This window comes from Chlamydia ibidis 10-1398/6, from assembly GCF_000454725.1.
GTDB classification, from domain to species: Bacteria; Chlamydiota; Chlamydiia; order Chlamydiales; family Chlamydiaceae; genus Chlamydia; species Chlamydia ibidis.
Genome location: NZ_APJW01000001.1, coordinates 164,821 through 181,359 on the forward strand (window position 1 = coordinate 164,821; position 16,539 = coordinate 181,359).

Genomic DNA, 16,539 nt, shown 5'->3' on the forward strand with positions numbered 1-16,539 from the left:
ATTAATGCTCAAGAAAAAGCCAGTATCTTTTAGCTGCATTGATGGCCACATTTATAAAATTTTCCCTAACGACTTAAACGCTAATAATACTGTTTTTGGTGGTTTATTGATGAGTTTGCTTGATCGTTTAGCTCTTGTTGTGGCGGAACGACATGCAGAGTGTATCTGTGTAACTGCTTTCGTTGATGCTTTATGTTTCTATGCCCCTGCTTACATGGGAGAAAATCTCGTATGCAAGGCCGCTGTAAATAGAACTTGGAAAACTTCTTTAGAAGTAGGCGTAAAAGTGTGGGCAGAGAATATATATAAGCAAGAAAGGCGTCATATTACATCCGCATATTTTACGTTCGTTGCTGTAGATGGGAATAATTCTCCCACTTTAGTGCATCAAATTGTTCCAGAAACTGCGGAAGAAAAAAGACGTTATGAAGAAGCTGACAAACGACGGCAGGCTCGGTTGAACCTCAATAGGCGAGATAGCAGTGTTTAGAACCTTTAGTTTTCTCTTCTCTTTGGTTCTTCTTGTATTTGCTCAACCTGATATTAGTCCTCTGTTTTGCTTGTTTGGTAGCATTCTAGGTTATGGATTTCTTTGGTATAGTTTAGGGTCGTCAGGCAAACAATTATCTACAAAACTTATTTTTGCTTTATCTTTTTTGTGGTCATTCACCATTGAAGGAATCCATTTTTCTTGGATGCTCTCGGATGTTTGTGTAGGAAAAATTATTTATGTTGTTTGGTTCGCTCTTTGTACTATTCTAGCCACTTTGTTTTCGGTGTTTTCTTGCCTCATCATATTCTGTGTGCGTAAAAATCATACCCGAATTTTATGGGCTATTCCTGGTTTATGGGTGCTAGTAGAAATGTTTCGATTTTACGGCCTTTTTTCCGGAATGTCATTAGATTATCTAGGATGGCCTATTTCTGCGACTGCATATGGGAGGCAGTTTGGTGGATTTCTGGGATGGGCAGGACAAAGTTATGTGGTTATGGCAACAGGGATTAGCTGGTATTTATCATTGTTGCGTAAGAATAGTGCGAAATACTTATGGTCATTTTTTTCCTGTCTTCCTTACTTACTGGGCGGAGTATATTATGAGTATGTGAATTATCATTTTCATGATGATCCTACAATGCGTGTTGCAGTTGTTCAGACGGGAATTTCACCACAAAACGGTTCTCAGGTTTCGGCAATGCAGATTTGGAAACATGTCTTGCATCTATCTTCTCAAATTACTATGCCCGTCGATCTTATTGTATTCCCAGAGGTGTCTTTCCCCTGTGGAATTAATAAAAGAATTATCCCGGTTAATGAGGTAAATAAAATACTCCCAGATTTAACCAACAGCAGTGGGGGCGAGGGTTATCTAACTAATTTTGATTTAGTACATATGTTGGCACAAAGATTCTCTTGTTCTGTGCTTGTGGGCCTAGAACGTTGGGAGCCTACTGATCGAGGTGTTTATCTTTACAATGCCGCAGAATGTGTTTCTCCTACAGGTGTTGTAGTAGGATATGATAAGCAAATTTTGGTCCCAGGTGGGGAGTATATCCCTTGTGGGAAGCTAGGATGGGCGGTGTGTAAGAAATATTTTCCAGAATATGCTCTTGCATGTCAAAGAATCCCTGGGTCACGTTCAGGTGTCTTAGAAGTAGAAGGAATTACTAAAGTAGGAGTGTCGATATGCTACGAAGAAACTTTCGGAAGTTTGTTGCGCAGGTATAAAATTGCAGGAGCACGATTATTAGTAAACCTGACTAACGATGGGTGGTATCCTAGATCTAGGCTTCCTCAGGTCCATTTTTTTCATGGCATTTTACGTAATCAAGAATTAGGTATGCCTTGCGTAAGAGCATGTCATACGGGTACTACTGCTGTGGTTGATTCGCTAGGTAGAATTTTAAAAGCTCTTCCTTGTGAAACCAAACAACAGCAACCAATTCCTGGTATACTCCAAGTATTATTACCTCTCTACAATTATAAAACTCCCTATACATTTTGGGGAGATCTTCCTATGGTATTATTAGGAATCATTTCTTTAGTATGGATAGTAATCTATTTTGGATATCACTTGCTTGCTAAAAAAGAAAAAGGATAATATACGAATTCTCTTTGTCAGGTTTTTGCATGTTAGAACGAGCTCAAAGAACGTTAAAGCGCAAGGTACGATATTCGGGGGTGGGAATCCACTTGGGCATATCGGCAACTCTGACTTTAGAACCTGCTGAAGAAAACGCCGGAATAGTTTTTTGCCGGTCCGATATCCAAGGCAGTTACATTCCTGCTTGTTTATCTCATGTTTGTAATACGGGACGTAGTACTACTTTGTCGGCAGGTAATGCCACTATTACTACTGTTGAACATCTTCTCGCTGCTCTCAGATCTCATAATATTGATAATGTGATTGTTCGTTGTGATCAGGAAGAGATCCCAATTGGTGATGGTAGCTCAAAGATTTTTACTCAGTTGATCGATGAAGCTGGGATTCGCGAGCAGTCTGCGAGTGTCCCAGTTGTTACGTTGTCACAACCTGTATACTATCAGTCTCAAGAGAGTTTTCTAGCAGCTTTCCCTTCTGAAGAGTCAAAGATTTCTTATACTCTGCATTATCCGCAAAGTCGTACTATAGGAACTCAGTATCGCTCATTCGTAGTCACAGAGGAAGTATTTCGTAAGGAAATAGCTCCTTGTAGGACATTCGCTCTCTACAATGAGTTGTGTTTTCTTATGGATCGAGGGTTGATAGGTGGAGGATGCTTGGAGAATGCTGTGGTCTTTAAAGATGATGGGATTATTAGTAGAGGAGAGTTGCGATTCCCAGACGAGCCTGTAAGGCATAAGATTCTGGATTTAATAGGTGATTTATCTTTAGTTGGGCGCCCATTTATCGCGCATGTTGTTGCTGTCGGTTCGGGCCATTTTTCTAACGTTGCTTTGGGTAGAAAAATTTTAGAAGTATTGCAATCTTAAGAAATGAGTAATGATGAGAGAGGCATCTGTAATTAAATTACGAGAATTATTAAACTTACTGCCGCACCGGTATCCATTTCTGTTAGTAGACAAGGTGTTGTCTTATGATGTGGAAAAGCGCTCGATTGTTGCACAAAAAAATGTAACGATCAATGAGCCTTTTTTTGTAGGGCATTTCCCTGAGGCACCTATCATGCCAGGAGTACTGATATTAGAAGCTTTAGCGCAAGCTGCTGGAGTATTGCTCGGGGTTATTTTAGAAAATGATAGGAATAAAAGGTTGGCTTTGTTTTTAGGAATCCAAAAAGCAAAGTTTCGGCAAGCAGTGAAGCCTGGAGACGTTCTTACGTTGCACGCAGAGTTTTTGGTTATATCTTCGAAAGGAGGAAAAGCTTTGGCTCGTGCGTGTGTGGATTCTCAGGTTGTCGCTGAAGGAGAGCTTAGCTTTGCTCTTGTAGATAAGGAATCCATACAGTAACGGAGATATATGACGAACATTCACCCAACAGCAATTATTGAGCCTGGGGCCCAGATCGGAGAGAATGTTGTTATTGAGCCGTATGTTGTAGTCAAATCTACCGTGACTCTTTGTGATAATGTCGTCATCAAGTCTTATGCATATCTTGATGGGCACACCACGGTTGGTCGGGGTACAACAATATGGCCGTCTGCAATGATAGGGAATAAACCTCAGGATCTTAAATATCGTGGGGAAAAGACCTATGTCACGATTGGTGAAAATTGTGAAATTCGAGAGTTTGCGATTATCACATCGTCTACATTTGAGGGGACGACCGTTTCTATCGGGAATAATTGTTTAATTATGCCCTGGGCTCATGTTGCTCACAACTGTACTCTAGGAAACAATGTGGTTTTAAGTAATCATGCTCAATTAGCTGGACATGTGCAAGTCGGAGACTATGTAATTATCGGTGGCATGGTTGGAGTGCATCAATTTGTCCGAATTGGGGATCACGCTATGGTAGGGGCTTTGAGTGGCGTGCGTCGCGATGTGCCTCCTTATACCATAGGAGCTGGTAACCCTTATCAACTAGGAGGAATCAATAAGGTTGGTTTGCAAAGACGCCAGATTCCTTTTGAGACCCGTTTAGCTTTGATTAAAGTATTTAAGCGAATTTATCGTTCAGGCGATGGGTTCTTTGAGTGTCTTTCTGAAGTTCGAGATGAATACGGTCATATTCCTGAAGTGCAAAATTTTGTTCAGTTTTGTCAAAATCCTAGCAAGCGTGGGATAGAGCGTGGTGCTGATAAAGCAGCTCTACAGCAAGAAGATAGTCTAGATAAAGAAGGAGTTTTAATTGAAACTTAAAGTCGTTTACTTTGGTACGCCTCATTTTGCTGCGACAGTTTTGCAGGGGCTCCTTAATTACGACGTGAACATTATTGGCGTGGTTACTAGAGCAGATAAACCACAGAAGCGTTCTTCTCGTTTGATTCCTTCCCCAGTAAAATCTTTGGCACTATCTAGAAATATCCCATTGCTTCAGCCAGAGAAAGCTTCGGATCCGCACTTTATTAACCAATTGCAAGCTTTTGAAGCTGATGTGTTCCTAGTAGTTGCTTACGGTGCAATTTTGCGTCAGACAGTATTAGATTTACCCCGTTTCGGATGTTATAATCTACACGCTGGCTTGTTGCCCGCTTACCGTGGCGCAGCTCCTATACAAAGATGTATTATGGATGGTGCTACGGAATCAGGAAATACAGTGATTCGCATGGATTCTGGCATGGATACTGGAGATATTGCCAACGTAGCCCGTGTTTCTATTGGCCCGGATATGACTGCTGGAGATTTAGCAGCTGCCCTAGCTTCTCAAGGGGCAGAAATTCTAATAAAGACTTTAAATCAAATTGTTGATGGGAGCATTCAACATACCCCACAAGACTCTTCTAAAGCTTCTCTTGCTCCCAAGTTGAGCAAAGAGGAGGGGTTCATTCACTGGAATTATCCTGCTCAACAGGTTTATGCACACATTCGTGGAGTGACTCCAGCTCCCGGTGCCTGGATTCGTTTTTCTTATCAAGAAAAACCAGCTAAAAGGCTTGTTATCCGTAACGCTCGATTAGCGGCCTTTTCTGGGCATTACGGTGCCCCAGGAGAAATTAGCGTATCAGACGCCGGAGACGTGCTTATAGCGTGCTCTGAAGGGGCTATTGCTTTGCAAGAGGTGCAACCAGAAGGAAAGGCAGCAATGGATATTAAAGCTTTTATTAATGGTTATAATCTTTCAAAATTAAAATTAATTTTTGAAAAATAGAGCTAATTTTAATTTTGTTTCAAGTTAGTTTATTCGATTAATGTGTTTTATGGTATATTCATTACTATTATTCTATGAATAATGGTTTTTAAGCCTGAATCCTTCTAAGGAGGTGAGTATGTCTGTAGTAATGCAAATTTTGCGTACAGGAGGTTCGGTAGCTTTTGCGAAAGTTCCTGCGCAAGTAGCTCCATCTGCTTCTTCTAGTTCTTCTAATTGCTTAAAGCAATTGCTGTTTAACGGTAATAATAAGTTGGCGCGCTTTGTGGGTGGAACTAAGAATGTTGACAAAGCTTTGAAGTTAACCAAGTCTGTTTCTGAGGTTGTTCAGGCTTCTCTAGAGGTCTCAGGAGATGCAGGGATAGCGCACGCTACAGCAAAGAATATTGCTGGTGGTGTAGGAACGGCGCGTTCATTTATAGCCCTGACTAATGCATTTAATGGTGCACTTCCTGGGTGCATCCGTTCTACAAAAGAGTGTTTTTCGCATGTTAAACAATGTTTTGGTCCTTCAGAGGGAATGGAAGCTGCGTTTGCTAATTCGAAAACTCCTAAAGCTTATAATAAGATCTATTTGAATAAGAGAGATCACATTCTTGCTGCTGTTAGAGAGGGGTGTTCTGCTGTTGGATCTGCAACTTTCCTAGCTACCTTCGGCGCCGTACGTCCTGTTTTATTGGCAAATAAACTTTCTGGAAAACAGTTTTTGTGTTCCGATGCTAAAACTCAATTAAATAATTCTGTAACTTATATGATGACAGCGAATCATGCTGCCAGTGTTATTGGTTCGGCAGTAGGTATTGCTGCGGAACGCATTGCTTATGAGCGTGCCATCAGTAGTTTAGGCCATTCTTCCGAAGCTTATGGTTGGTCAGTAGAGAATCGTTTGGATGTCGAAGCAAGTTTGAAACAGTCATATATCTCTGAAGTCAAAAAAGCTGTTCTGACAATTTTAGAAAAAGGACTTGAGTTAATAGCGGATATTGTTAAGTTGGTTCCAACAGGATTATCAGCTGCGGGCCAAATGATTGTTACATCTAGTTTGGTCACTGTATCTAGCTGTGTTGGCCTTTACTGTGCTTGGTCAAAGTCGTAAGAAATATTTTTCTATATCTGGTTTTTTTGATAAATCGCTTCTAAACTTTAGAAGCGATTTTTATTTATTCGCAAATAAGAGTTTTATAAGAGCTATTTATCTTTCTGGTCTTAAAGCTTTCCCTGCTTTTTCTTATTGTAAAAATCTTCTCCCTTTGATAATCTTTCCCCTTATTTTCTTAAGGAAAAGTCTCTTTTTCTTTTTGAAGAATTCTACAAGTAAAGTACTGGAACGGTTTGCCTAGTTATTCTCACTAGGTGCGGACAAGTCATTGTGTTAATGGGTAATTATTATGCGGTCTCAGCTTAGCTTAATGGGGAAAAAAGAAGGTATGATCCATATCTTCGACAAGGATGGAAATCTTGTTGCGTGTTCAGTAATTAGCGTAGGACCTAATGTAGTTACTCAGATAAAAGATGCAACGACCGACGGTTATAGCGCTGTTCAGGTCGGGGCTGACGAAGTTTGTGCGCCTGAAAAAACTTTAGAAAAGCGTTTTTCTAAGCCTAAGCTTGGCCATTTAAAAAAGTCTGGTTCTCGCGTCTTTCGTTTTTTAAAAGAGGTTCGTCTTTCTGAGGAGGCTGCTTCTGCTGTTTCTTTGGGAGATGAGTTTGGCTTGGAAGTCTTGGAAGGTGTTTCTTCCGTAGATGTTAGTGGAGTTTCTAAGGGTAAGGGCTTTCAAGGAGTTATGAAGAAATATGGTTTTCGGGGTGGTCCTGGAAGTCATGGTTCTGGTTTTCATCGTCATGCAGGTTCTATAGGAATGCGTTCTACTCCGGGTCGCTGTTTCCCTGGAAGTAAGCGTCCTAGTCATATGGGTGCTGAGAACGTGACGGTTGCAAATTTAGAAATTGTGAAAATAGATTTAGATAAAAAAGTGTTGCTGGTGAAAGGGGCAATCCCTGGTTCCAAGGGGTCTGTTGTTGTTGTCAAACGTTCTTCCAGGGCTAAAGGGTAATACAGAAGAGGTCCTAATGGTTTTATTATCAAAGTTCGATTTTTTGGGGAATAAGACGGGAGAAGTCGAGTTGTCGGATGCTTTGTTTGCTGAAGAGGGAAATGGGCTCCAATTAGTTAAGGATTATCTTGTCGCCATTCAGGCGAACAAGAGGCAGTGGTCTGCTTGTACGAGGAATCGTTCAGAGGTGAGTCATTCTACTAAGAAACCTTTCAGGCAAAAGGGCACTGGGAATGCTCGTCAAGGATGTTTGGCTGCTCCTCAGTTTCGTGGTGGGGGCATTGTTTTTGGTCCTAAGCCTAAGTTTGATCAGCATGTGCGCATTAATCGTAAGGAAAAGCGTGCGGCTATTCGCCTCTTGTTAGCTCAGAAGATTCAGGCTAACAAACTAGTTGTTGCTGATGATAGTGTGTTTGTAAGTAGTCTGTCAGCGCCAAAGACAAAAGAAGCTTTGAGGTTTTTGAAGGCTTGTAATGTTGAGTGTCGTGGAGCTTTGTTTATAGACGACTTAGATCATGCGGGTAGCAATGAAAATTTGAGATTAAGTTTGCGTAATCTGTCGGCTGTTCGTGGTTTTACTTATGGAGTGAACGTGAACGGATACGATTTGGCTTCAGCTCGAAGTGTTGTGATTTCTGAGAAGGCTCTCAGCGAGCTCGCCGGGCGTCTTATTTCTGGGATGAAAGATTAGTTAGAAGGAAACGCAGGATATGAAAGATCCTTATGATGTAATCAAGCGGCATTATGTGACTGAGAAGGCTAAGACGCTTGAGAGTTTAAGTTTAGGTAGTGGTCAAGGAAAGAAGAAAGGAAGTTTTTGCAAGCATCCGAAGTATACTTTCGTAGTGGCCGCTAATGCAACAAAGCCTCTAATTGCGCAAGCTGTAGAGTCTATTTATGCTGATAAGAAAGTAAAAGTGAAAAGTGTAAACACGATATGTGTGAAGCCTCAGCCAGCCCGAATGATCCGTGGTAGACGGAAAGGAAAGACTGCAGGATTTAAGAAGGCAATAGTAACCTTCTATGAAGGCCATTCTATCGGGTAAAGTATCAGAGGAAGAAAAACATGTTTAAAAAGTTTAAGCCAGTAACCCCAGGGACTAGACAGTTGGTTCTTCCTTCTTTTGAGGAATTGACGACTCAAGGAGAGTTAGAGGGTAGTAAGTCTAAAAGAAGCGTTCGTCCTAATAAAAAACTTTCGTTTTTTAAAAAAAGTTCTGGTGGTCGTGATAATTTAGGCCATATTTCTTGTCGCCATAGGGGCGGCGGAGTGAAGCGTCTTTATCGAATTATTGATTTTAAAAGGAATAAAGACGGGATCGAAGCCAAAGTAGTTTCCGTTGAATACGATCCTAATCGTTCTGCTTACATTGCTTTGCTTAACTATGCTGATGGAGAAAAGCGTTATATTCTTGCTCCTAAAGGTATTAAGCGTGGAGATCGTGTTATTTCCGGAGAAGGTAGTCCGTTTAAGGTTGGTTGTTGTATGACTCTAAAGAGTATGCCTTTAGGGTTGTCTGTGCATAATATTGAAATGCGTCCGTTTTCTGGGGGAAAGTTAGTAAGATCTGCAGGTTTGGCTGCACAGATTATTGCTAAGACTCCAGGTTATGTTACTTTAAAAATGCCTTCAGGCGAATTTCGTATGTTGAACGAAGGCTGTCGTGCAACTATCGGCGAAGTTTCTAATGCAGACCATAATTTGCGCGTTGATGGTAAAGCGGGAAGACGTCGCTGGAAGGGTGTTCGTCCTACAGTCAGAGGTACTGCGATGAATCCGGTTGATCACCCACATGGTGGTGGTGAAGGTCGTCATAATGGTTACATCCCACGAACTCCATGGGGTAAGGTAACGAAAGGGTTGAAAACCCGTAATAAGCGAAAAAGTAATAAATGGATTGTTAAAGATCGAAGGAAGTAAGAACTATGAGTAGATCGTTAAGAAAAGGTCCTTTTGTTGATCACCACCTTTTGAAAAAGGTGCGTGCTATGAACTTAGAAGAGAAAAAGACCCCAATTAAAACTTGGTCTCGTCGCTCTATGATTACTCCCGAGATGATCGGCCATACTTTTGAAGTTCATAATGGAAAGAAGTTTCTGACAGTTTTTGTTTCAGAAACTATGGTCGGACATAAGTTGGGTGAGTTTTCTCCAACGAGAATATTTAAAAGTCATCCCGTGAAAAAAGGGTAAGTCTAAAGGAGACGTGTCATGTTTAAAGCGACGGCCCGCTACATCCGGCTTCAGCCTCGTAAGGCTCGACTAGCTGCTGGGCTTATGAGAAATTTGAGCGTTAAAGAAGCGCGAGAACAACTAAGTTTTTCTCAGTTGAAAGCGGGAAGATGTTTAATAAAAGTTTTAGATAGTGCTGTAGCTAACGCTGAGTCGAATTGTAATTTGAAAAGCGAAAATCTGAGTGTCATCGAAGTCAGAGTGGATGCGGGGCCTGTATATAAGCGAAGTAAGTCTAAGAGCCGGGGAGGACGTTCCCCTATTTTAAAACGCACCAGCCATTTAACTGTTATCGTTGGTGAAAAGGAGCGTTAGGAGAGAGTTATGGGTCAGAAAGGATGTCCAATTGGTTTTCGTACAGCTGTTACAAAAAAATGGCGTTCCTTGTGGTACGGGAATAAGCAAGAATTTGGAAAGTTTCTTATTGAAGATGTAAAGATTCGAGAATTTTTAAGAAAGAAGCCTTCTTGCCAAGGAGCAGCTGGTTTTGTGGTCAGACGAATGAGCGGCAAGATTGAGGTTACCATTCAAACTGCCCGCCCAGGATTAGTCATCGGAAAGAAAGGCGCGGAAGTAGATCTTCTCAAGGAAGAGCTTCGCAAGCTTACAGGAAAAGAAGTTTGGGTAGAGATTGCTGAAGTTAAGAGGCCGGAGTTAAATGCAAAATTGGTCGCTGACAATATTGCAAGACAAATTGAGCGCAGGGTTTCTTTCAGACGTGCTATGAAGAAGGCTATGCAATCTGTTATGGATGCTGGTGCTATTGGAGTCAAAATCCAAGTTTCTGGAAGGTTGGCTGGAGCGGAGATCGCTCGTTCTGAATGGTATAAAAATGGCCGGGTTCCTTTACATACGTTAAGGGCTGACATTGATTATGCTACAGCTTCTGCGGAAACTACTTACGGCATTATTGGTGTAAAAGTTTGGATTAATCTTGGAGAAAAAACTTCTACGACTGGTAGCAATGCCAATGTTACCGCCCCAGCAGCGGTGTCTTAAGAGTTGTAAACAAGGGTACGTGAATTATTATGTTAATGCCTAAACGAACAAAATTTCGTAAACAACAAAAGGGGCAATTTGCGGGTCTAAGTAAAGGCGCTACTTTTGTTGATTTTGGCGAATTTGGAATGCAAACTCTAGAGCGCGGTTGGGTAACTAGCCGTCAGATTGAAGCTTGTAGGGTTGCTATTAATAGACACTTAAAGCGTAAGGGAAAGGTATGGATTCGTATTTTCCCCGATAAAAGTGTCACAAAAAAGCCTGCTGAAACACGCATGGGTAAAGGTAAAGGGGCTCCGGATCACTGGGTAGCCGTGGTGCGTCCAGGCCGCATACTTTTTGAAGTGGCTAACGTATCAAGGGAAGATGCTCAAGATGCTTTAAGACGGGCTGCAGCAAAATTAGGAATAAGAACACGTTTTGTTAAGCGGGTAGAAAGGGTATAACAGTATGACAGCAAAGAAGAGTCTGTTAGCTACACTCAGAGAAAAGAGTGAGGCTGATTTAGATGCGTTTATTCATGAACAGAAAAAAGCTCTTTTTGCTTTGAGAGCAGAGGCTGTTTTGGAAAATAAGGCAGTAAAAACACATCTGTTTTCTATGTACAAGAAAAGTATCGCTCGAGCTCTAACAGTGAAACAAGAAAAAAAGGATAGAGTCCATGACTAGTGAATTAAGAGGTCTTAGAAAGACTAAAATCGGTGTGGTTGTCTCCTTGAAAATGGAAAAGACTGTAGTGGTTCGTGTGGAGAGAGTGTACTCGCATCCTCAATACGCTAAAGTTGTTCGTGATTCTAAAAAGTACTATGCGCATAACGAATTAGAGCTTTCTGAAGGCGATAAGGTTCGTATTCAAGAAACTCGTCCCTTGTCTAAGTTGAAGAGATGGCGTGTTGTTGAGCGAGTAAGTTAGTTTGGCAGGTTAGTTAGCAACATTGGGTAGATAGAATTATGATCCAACAAGAGAGTCAATTAAAAGTTGCCGATAATACCGGGGCTAAGAGGGTAAAGTGTTTTAAAGTTTTAGGTGGATCTCGTAGACGTTATGCTACAGTTGGCGACGTTATCGTGTGTTCTGTCAGAGATGTTGAGCCTGATAGTTCCGTAAAAAAAGGCGACGTGGTTAAGGCTGTAATCGTTCGAACTCGTCGAGATATCAAAAGAAAAGACGGTTCTACTTTAAGATTCGATACGAATAGCTGTGTAATTATCGATGATAAAGGCAATCCCAAAGGAACGCGAATTTTTGGCCCTGTAGCACGAGAAATCCGTGACAGAGGTTTTATTAAAATTAGCTCTTTGGCTCCTGAGGTGATTTAAGGATAAGAGAAGATATGAAAAGACGTAGCATTTGTGTTGGTGATACAGTACACGTAATAACTGGAAACGACAAAGGTAAGCAGGGTAAGGTTTTATCTTTTATCAAAGAAAAAGATAAGGTCGTCGTTGAAGGCGTTAATGTTCGTACTAAAAACATTAAACGTAGTCAGGAAAATCCCAAAGGAAAAAGGATTAGTATTGAAGCGCCAATACATATTTCTAATGTTCGTTTAAGTATAAATGGGGCGCCCGCAAAACTTGTGGTCAAAAATACTGAGAAAGGGCGGGAGTTATGGAACAAGGCTCCTGATGGTACTGTCGCACTATACCGTTTGGTAAAAGAGAGAAAGGGTTAATATGAGCAGGTTAAAAAAACTCTATACTGAAGAGATCCGAAAGACTCTACAAGAAAAGTTTAATTATGAAAATGTTATGCAAATCCCTGTTCTTAAGAAAATTGTCGTAAGCATGGGGCTTGCTGAAGCTGCTAAAGATAAAAACCTATTCCAGGCTCATTTAGAGGAGCTGGCCTTAATTTCTGGGCAAAAACCATTAGTAACTAAAGCAAGAAATTCTATAGCAGGGTTTAAGCTCCGTGCAGGCCAAGGGATTGGAGCGAAGGTAACTTTACGCGGTGTTCGTATGTACGATTTTATGGATCGTTTTTGTAACATCGTTTCTCCAAGGATTCGTGACTTCCGTGGATTTTCGGATAAAGGAGATGGGCGAGGATGCTACTCTTTAGGGATTGATGATCAGCAAATTTTCCCAGAAGTAGATTTAGATCGCGTGAAGAGATCTCAGGGTATGAATATTACCTGGGTAACCACTGCACGAACAGATGTCGAATGCACTACTCTGTTAGAGTTGATGGGTTTGCGTTTTAAGAAGGCTCAATAAGGGAGATAAGAAATCGGTATGGGCATGACAAGTGATTCTATAGCAGATTTGTTGACACGCATTCGTAACGCATTAATGGCGGAGCATTTGTATGTGGACGTAGAACATAGTAAGATGCGTGAGGCAATTGTAAGAATTCTTAAACAACATGGGTTCGTTGCTCACTATTTAGTAAAAGAAGAGAACCGCAAGTCTACGATGCGCGTGTTTTTGCAGTATAATGATGATCGTAAGCCTGTGATACATCAGTTAAAGAGAGTATCTAAGCCTTCTAGAAGAGTCTATGTATCGGCAGACAAGATTCCTTACGTGTTTGGTAACATGGGAATTTCTGTATTGTCTACTTCTCAGGGTGTTCTAGAGGGAGCTGCCGCTCGTGCTAAAAATGTTGGTGGTGAGTTGCTCTGTTTAGTTTGGTAACAGGATAAAAGAATTTTATAGGACGGTAAGGAATGTCTCGTAAAGCTCGAGACCCTATTGTGCTCCCTCAAGGAGTAGAGGTCTCCATTCAAAATGATGAAATCTTGGTAAAAGGTCCTAAGGGCTCTCTGAAGCAAAAGTTAGCTAAAGAAGTTGAGATAAACATTCAGGACAGAGAGATTTTTGTGTGTGCAGCAGCTCATGTTGTTGATCGGCCAAGCCGTATGCAGGGATTGTATTGGGCTTTAATTTCTAATATGGTTCATGGGGTACATACGGGATTTGAAAAACGTCTTGAAATGATTGGGGTTGGTTTTAGAGCAGCTGTTCAAGGATCTGTTTTAGATTTGTCAATAGGTGTGTCTCATCCTATGAAGCTAGCAATTCCTGAAGAGTTACAAGTATCCGTAGAGAAAAATACTTTAATCTCTGTCAAAGGAATTAATAAGCAATTAGTAGGGGAATTTGCTGCTACTATTCGTGCTAAACGCCCTCCTGAGCCCTATAAAGGAAAAGGTATTCGCTACGAGAATGAATATGTACGTCGTAAAGCTGGAAAGGCTGCTAAGACAGGTAAAAAATAGTAGTGTAGGGAAGTTAGGCTATGGAAAGTTCGTTGTTTAAAAAGTCTTTAAAGAAAACACGTAGAGCTTTAAGGGTACGTAAAGCTTTGAAGGGCTCTGCTGTTAGACCTCGTTTGTCTGTTGTAAAGACGAATAAACATATCTACGTACAGTTAATAGACGATTCTGTTGGTAAAACTTTGGCTTCTGTCTCAACTATTGCTAAGTCGAGCAAAGTTGCTGGGTTAACAAAAAAGAATCAAGATGTCGCTAGGCTTCTTGGCGCTAAAATTGCTGAGTTAGGGAAAAACCTTCAAGTAGATCGAGTTGTGTTCGATCGTGGGCCATTCAGATATCACGGAATTATTGCTATGGTTGCTGATGGTGCTAGAGAGGGTGGATTACAGTTTTAATGAAGGTTTAAAGAGATGACGTTATCAAAGAATTCTCATAAGGAAGAGCAGCTAGAAGAGAAAGTTCTTTTTGTCAATCGTTGTGCTAAGGTCGTTAAGGGTGGACGTAAGTTTAGCTTTTCGGCTCTTATTTTAGTGGGTGATGGCAAAGGGCGTTTAGGTTACGGTTTTGCTAAGGCTAATGAATTAACTGACGCTATTCGCAAAGGTGGAGAGGCTGCCAGAAAGAATTTGATGAACATCTATTCCTTAGAGAATGGTTCGATCCCTCATGAAGTGTTTGTTCATCATGATGGGGCTCAATTACTTCTGAAGCCTGCAAAGCCAGGGACTGGTATTGTCGCAGGTTCCCGTATTCGTTTAATTTTGGAAATGGCTGGAGTCAAAAATATTGTTGCAAAGAGCTTAGGTTCTAACAATCCTATGAACCAGGTTAAAGCTGCTTTTAAGGCTCTTAAAGAACTTACTAGTAGAAAAGATATTTTAAATAGAAGAGCGGTTAAAAATGATTAAGTTAGAATCATTGCAAGATCCTTCGCCACGTAAGCGAAGAAAAAAGATATTAGGTAGAGGGCCTTCTTCTGGGCATGGCAAGACTAGTTGTCGTGGACACAAAGGGGACGGAAGCCGTTCTGGGTATAAGCGTCGCTTTGGTTACGAAGGGGGAGGGGTTCCTTTATACAGAAGAATACCTACGAGGGGATTTTCTCATACTCGTTTTGACAAATGCGTTGAAGAGATTACTACTCAACGTTTAGCTCTTTTGTTTAATGATGGAGAAGAAATTACTTTAGAATCTCTGAAACAAAAGAAGGCTATAGATAAACACGCTGTTCGAGTTAAAGTCATCTTCAAGGGTAGTCTAGGGAAAACATTTATCTGGAATGATGCTAACGTGGTATTGTCTCGAGGAGTTCAGAACCTCATTAGTGGTGTAAGATAAAAGTGTTAGAGCCTAGTTATGACAACGTTACGACAGATATTTTCGATTAGTGAGTTAAGACAGAGGTTGTTTTTTACTTTTACATTGCTCGCTGTTTGCAGGATTGGTGTGTTTATTCCTGTTCCAGGGATCAATGGGGAGCGTGCTGTTGCCTACTTCAAGCAGTTATTAGGCTCTAGCCAAAATTTGTTTCAGTTAGCAGATATTTTTTCTGGCGGAGCTTTCGCTCAAATGACTGTGATAGCCTTGGGAGTGGTCCCTTATATTTCTGCTTCTATCATTGTCCAGTTATTGTTAGTGTTTATGCCATCTCTGCAAAGAGAGATGCGAGAATCTCCTGATCAAGGGAAGAGAAAGATAGGCCGACTTACTCGCTTATTTACCGTAGGTTTAGCTGTTATTCAGTCCTTGCTGTTTGCAAAGTTTGCATTGAAAATGAATGCTGTCATCCCGGGAATTGTTTTGCCTACTCTTCTGTCTTTTAAGATGTTGGGAATTCCAGTGGCTTTCTATATGATCACTGTTATTGCTATGACAACGGGTACTTTGTTGTTAATGTGGATAGGTGAACAAATTTCTGATAAGGGAATCGGTAACGGTGTTAGTTTGATTATTAGCTTGGGTATTCTCGCTTCCTTCCCTTCAGTTATAGGATCAATTTTTAATAAGCTGAGTTTACATTCTCAGGATTCTGCTCAACTGGGATTAGTTTCGTTGTTATTACTTTGCGGTATCTTCGTCATGGTTTTAGTAACAACTATTCTCATCATTGAAGGAGTAAGAAAAATTCCTGTGCAGTATGCTCGTAGGGTAATCGGTAGAAGAGAAATTCCTGGTGGTGGTTCTTATTTACCTCTCAAGGTAAATTATGCGGGAGTTATCCCTGTTATTTTTGCTTCCTCCTTGCTGATGTTTCCTGCTACGATCGGACAGTTTATGTCCTCGGACTCCTCTTGGTTTAGGCGCTTGGCAGCGATGTTGTCTCCTGGAGGATGGGTATACTCTTTATGTTACGTACTACTTATCATATTTTTTACCTATTTTTGGACGGCGACTCAATTTCATCCAGAGCAAATTGCCTCTGAAATGAAGAAGAATAGCGCATTTATTCCAGGTATTCGGCAAGGAAGACCAACGCAGACATATCTAGAATATACGATGAATCGTGTTACTCTTCTCGGCGCAGTTTTTTTGGCTGTGGTTGCTATCTTGCCATCTATTTTGGGGCGAGTTTTGCATATAGATTCTAATGTTAGTTATTTTCTAGGTGGCACCGCGATGCTAATCGTTGTTGGGGTTGTTCTAGATACTATGAAGCAAATCGATGCCTTTTTGTTGATGCGTCGTTATGATAGCTTTTTAAAAAAAGATCGTCCGAAAGGAAGACATTGAAAAATAACAATTTTTGACCTAAGATGCTTATACTACTTTAAGGGAGGCCCTGC

Annotated in this window: 26 protein-coding genes; all 26 read left to right on the top strand. The window is 41.0% G+C overall.

Going from position 1 to position 16,539, the window contains the following annotated elements; genetic code table 11:
- Positions 1-4 precede the first annotated feature (4 nt).
- The 26 genes from H359_RS00735 (at position 5) to secY (ending at position 16,486) form a co-directional block, all read left to right on the top strand.
- Positions 5-490: an acyl-CoA thioesterase gene (locus H359_RS00735; RefSeq protein WP_020370804.1), complete on the top strand. Its 486-nt coding sequence runs from the start codon at positions 5-7 to the stop codon at positions 488-490.
- Positions 483-2,099 carry an apolipoprotein N-acyltransferase gene (gene lnt / locus H359_RS00740; RefSeq protein ID WP_020370805.1) on the top strand — a complete coding sequence of 539 codons (1,617 nt, stop codon included), beginning with the start codon at positions 483-485 and terminating at the stop codon, positions 2,097-2,099. The genes H359_RS00735 and lnt overlap by 8 nt, the downstream gene beginning before the upstream one ends.
- Positions 2,100-2,128: 29 nt before the next feature.
- Positions 2,129-2,971, top strand: coding sequence for a UDP-3-O-acyl-N-acetylglucosamine deacetylase (lpxC, locus tag H359_RS00745; RefSeq protein WP_020370806.1), 843 nt, complete (start codon positions 2,129-2,131; stop codon positions 2,969-2,971).
- Between the two features lie 13 nt (positions 2,972-2,984).
- Entirely contained in the window at positions 2,985-3,449 is a 465-nt protein-coding gene (gene fabZ / locus H359_RS00750; protein ID WP_021119534.1) for a 3-hydroxyacyl-ACP dehydratase FabZ, read from the top strand.
- 9 nt (positions 3,450-3,458) lie between these two features.
- Positions 3,459-4,301 (top strand): acyl-ACP--UDP-N-acetylglucosamine O-acyltransferase, encoded by an 843-nt coding sequence (gene lpxA / locus H359_RS00755; RefSeq protein WP_020370808.1) that lies wholly within the window; start codon positions 3,459-3,461, stop codon positions 4,299-4,301.
- The gene (fmt, locus tag H359_RS00760; protein WP_020370809.1) at positions 4,291-5,250 is read left to right on the top strand and encodes a methionyl-tRNA formyltransferase; all 960 of its coding nucleotides are present in this window, start codon (positions 4,291-4,293) and stop codon (positions 5,248-5,250) included. Before lpxA ends, fmt begins: the two co-directional genes overlap by 11 nt.
- Before the next feature lie 118 nt (positions 5,251-5,368).
- On the top strand, positions 5,369-6,346 hold the full coding sequence (locus tag H359_RS00765; RefSeq protein ID WP_020370810.1) for a CT529 family inclusion membrane protein: 978 nt from the start codon (positions 5,369-5,371) through the stop codon (positions 6,344-6,346).
- Between the two features lie 292 nt (positions 6,347-6,638).
- The gene (rplC, locus tag H359_RS00770; protein ID WP_020370812.1) at positions 6,639-7,304 is read left to right on the top strand and encodes a 50S ribosomal protein L3; all 666 of its coding nucleotides are present in this window, start codon (positions 6,639-6,641) and stop codon (positions 7,302-7,304) included.
- 16 nt (positions 7,305-7,320) lie between these two features.
- A complete protein-coding gene (gene rplD / locus H359_RS00775; protein WP_020370813.1) occupies positions 7,321-7,995 on the top strand; it encodes a 50S ribosomal protein L4 in 675 nt (224 codons plus the stop codon).
- A 19-nt stretch (positions 7,996-8,014) separates the two neighbouring features.
- Positions 8,015-8,350 carry a 50S ribosomal protein L23 gene (locus H359_RS00780; protein WP_020370814.1) on the top strand — a complete coding sequence of 112 codons (336 nt, stop codon included), beginning with the start codon at positions 8,015-8,017 and terminating at the stop codon, positions 8,348-8,350.
- A 20-nt stretch (positions 8,351-8,370) separates the two neighbouring features.
- Positions 8,371-9,225, top strand: coding sequence for a 50S ribosomal protein L2 (gene rplB, locus H359_RS00785; RefSeq protein ID WP_020370815.1), 855 nt, complete (start codon positions 8,371-8,373; stop codon positions 9,223-9,225).
- Between the two features lie 5 nt (positions 9,226-9,230).
- Positions 9,231-9,497 (top strand): 30S ribosomal protein S19, encoded by a 267-nt coding sequence (gene rpsS / locus H359_RS00790; RefSeq protein WP_020370816.1) that lies wholly within the window; start codon positions 9,231-9,233, stop codon positions 9,495-9,497.
- A gap of 18 nt (positions 9,498-9,515) precedes the next feature.
- Positions 9,516-9,851 carry a 50S ribosomal protein L22 gene (gene rplV, locus H359_RS00795; RefSeq protein ID WP_020370817.1) on the top strand — a complete coding sequence of 112 codons (336 nt, stop codon included), beginning with the start codon at positions 9,516-9,518 and terminating at the stop codon, positions 9,849-9,851.
- A 9-nt stretch (positions 9,852-9,860) separates the two neighbouring features.
- Complete coding sequence (gene rpsC, locus H359_RS00800; RefSeq protein ID WP_020370818.1) at positions 9,861-10,535, top strand: 30S ribosomal protein S3; 675 nt, start codon at positions 9,861-9,863, stop codon at positions 10,533-10,535.
- Positions 10,536-10,564: 29 nt separating this feature from the next.
- A complete protein-coding gene (gene rplP / locus H359_RS00805) occupies positions 10,565-10,981 on the top strand; it encodes a 50S ribosomal protein L16 (RefSeq protein WP_014944718.1) in 417 nt (138 codons plus the stop codon).
- A gap of 4 nt (positions 10,982-10,985) precedes the next feature.
- A complete protein-coding gene (gene rpmC, locus H359_RS00810; RefSeq protein WP_020370819.1) occupies positions 10,986-11,204 on the top strand; it encodes a 50S ribosomal protein L29 in 219 nt (72 codons plus the stop codon).
- Positions 11,197-11,448: a 30S ribosomal protein S17 gene (gene rpsQ / locus H359_RS00815; RefSeq protein WP_020370820.1), complete on the top strand. Its 252-nt coding sequence runs from the start codon at positions 11,197-11,199 to the stop codon at positions 11,446-11,448. The genes rpmC and rpsQ overlap by 8 nt, the downstream gene beginning before the upstream one ends.
- Positions 11,449-11,486: 38 nt before the next feature.
- On the top strand, positions 11,487-11,855 hold the full coding sequence (gene rplN, locus H359_RS00820; RefSeq protein WP_020370821.1) for a 50S ribosomal protein L14: 369 nt from the start codon (positions 11,487-11,489) through the stop codon (positions 11,853-11,855).
- 14 nt (positions 11,856-11,869) lie between these two features.
- Positions 11,870-12,211, top strand: a complete 342-nt coding sequence (gene rplX, locus H359_RS00825; protein WP_020370822.1) for a 50S ribosomal protein L24 — start codon at positions 11,870-11,872, stop codon at positions 12,209-12,211.
- 1 nt (position 12,212) lies between these two features.
- Positions 12,213-12,755: a 50S ribosomal protein L5 gene (rplE, locus tag H359_RS00830; RefSeq protein ID WP_020370823.1), complete on the top strand. Its 543-nt coding sequence runs from the start codon at positions 12,213-12,215 to the stop codon at positions 12,753-12,755.
- A gap of 18 nt (positions 12,756-12,773) precedes the next feature.
- Complete coding sequence (gene rpsH / locus H359_RS00835; protein WP_020370824.1) at positions 12,774-13,175, top strand: 30S ribosomal protein S8; 402 nt, start codon at positions 12,774-12,776, stop codon at positions 13,173-13,175.
- Between the two features lie 32 nt (positions 13,176-13,207).
- The gene (gene rplF / locus H359_RS00840) at positions 13,208-13,759 is read left to right on the top strand and encodes a 50S ribosomal protein L6 (protein ID WP_020370825.1); all 552 of its coding nucleotides are present in this window, start codon (positions 13,208-13,210) and stop codon (positions 13,757-13,759) included.
- 20 nt (positions 13,760-13,779) lie between these two features.
- On the top strand, positions 13,780-14,151 hold the full coding sequence (gene rplR / locus H359_RS00845) for a 50S ribosomal protein L18 (protein WP_020370826.1): 372 nt from the start codon (positions 13,780-13,782) through the stop codon (positions 14,149-14,151).
- Positions 14,152-14,166: 15 nt separating this feature from the next.
- Positions 14,167-14,664, top strand: a complete 498-nt coding sequence (gene rpsE, locus H359_RS00850; RefSeq protein ID WP_020370827.1) for a 30S ribosomal protein S5 — start codon at positions 14,167-14,169, stop codon at positions 14,662-14,664.
- Positions 14,657-15,094 (top strand): 50S ribosomal protein L15, encoded by a 438-nt coding sequence (gene rplO, locus H359_RS00855; RefSeq protein ID WP_020370828.1) that lies wholly within the window; start codon positions 14,657-14,659, stop codon positions 15,092-15,094. Before rpsE ends, rplO begins: the two co-directional genes overlap by 8 nt.
- Positions 15,095-15,112: 18 nt before the next feature.
- Complete coding sequence (secY, locus tag H359_RS00860; RefSeq protein WP_021119546.1) at positions 15,113-16,486, top strand: preprotein translocase subunit SecY; 1,374 nt, start codon at positions 15,113-15,115, stop codon at positions 16,484-16,486.
- The last annotated feature ends 53 nt before the right edge of the window (positions 16,487-16,539 follow it).